Genomic DNA, 1,173 nt, shown 5'->3' on the forward strand with positions numbered 1-1,173 from the left:
TTGTGGGCGCAGGGCGACTTTGTGGCGAAGGGCGTACTGATCATCATGCTGATCATGTCGGCGTCGACGTGGTACATCATGATCATGAAGCTGATCGAGCAGCAGAAGGTGTACGGGCAGGCGAAGGACGCGAACGCCCGGTTCTGGACGAGCAAGTCGGTGAAGGACGGGGTTGCGGCGCTGAAGACCGGCACGCCGTTCTGGTACATCGCCGACACCGGGGTGAAGGCCAGCGAGCACCACGAAGGCACGATGGTGGAGCAGATCGACAAGAACAGCTGGGTGTCGATGACGGTGGCGCGTTCGGTGGAAGAGATCCAGTCGCGTCTGCAGGGCGGGCTGGCGGTACTGGCGACGGTGGGCTCGACGGCGCCGTTCGTGGGCCTGTTCGGCACGGTGTGGGGCATTTACCACGCGCTGACGGCGATCGGCATTTCGGGCCAGGCGTCGATCGACAAGGTGGCGGGTCCGGTGGGCGAAGCGCTGATCATGACGGCGATCGGTCTGGCGGTCGCGGTGCCGGCGGTGATGGGCTACAACTGGCTGGTGCGCCGCAACAAGTCGGCGTCGGAAAAGATTCGCGCGTTCGCCGCCGACCTGCACAGCGTGCTGCTGTCGGGCTCGCGCCTCGCCGACAAGTAAAGGAAGACCTGCGGCATCGGGACGGATGGCGTCCCGATGCCGGCCTCTTTGCTTCAGGACGGAGAACGACATGGCGATGCAAGTAGGCGGCGACGACGAAGGCGAGGAGTCGCTGAACAGCACGATCAACACGACGCCTCTGGTGGACGTGATGCTGGTGCTGCTGATCATCTTCCTGATCACGATTCCGGTGGTGACGCACACGGTGCCGGTGAAGCTGCCTGCGGAGCGCAACCAGCCGACGCAGACCAAGCCCGAGAACATCGTGATCGCGGTGGACAAGGACGGGCAGATCTACTGGGCGAACCAGGCGGTACCGGACCTGCCGACGCTGCTCGACCGGCTGAAGGTGGAAGCGGTGAAGGTTCCGCAGCCGGAAGTGCACATCCGCGGCGACCGCGACGCGCGCTACCAGGCGATCGGCCAGGTGGTGTTCACCTGCCAGCGCGCCGGCATCGCCAAGATCGGCTTCATCACCGAACCGCCGCCGCGGGGGTGAGCCGCTCCGAAGTGCCTTGAAGGGCACTTCGG

General features: G+C 65.1%; 2 protein-coding genes. Both read left to right on the forward strand.

What is annotated here, in order from left to right:
• Positions 1–642: MotA/TolQ/ExbB proton channel family protein (locus K344_RS21470; RefSeq protein WP_043114438.1), on the forward strand; the 642-nt coding region annotated here is incomplete at its 5' end.
• A gap of 70 nt (positions 643–712) precedes the next feature.
• Positions 713–1,141, forward strand: a complete 429-nt coding sequence (locus tag K344_RS0112050; protein WP_028080879.1) for an ExbD/TolR family protein — start codon at positions 713–715, stop codon at positions 1,139–1,141.
• Positions 1,142–1,173: the final 32 nt, after the last annotated feature.

It is taken from the genome of Solimonas soli DSM 21787, assembly GCF_000474945.1.
Taxonomy (GTDB): Bacteria; Pseudomonadota; Gammaproteobacteria; order Nevskiales; family Nevskiaceae; genus Solimonas; species Solimonas soli.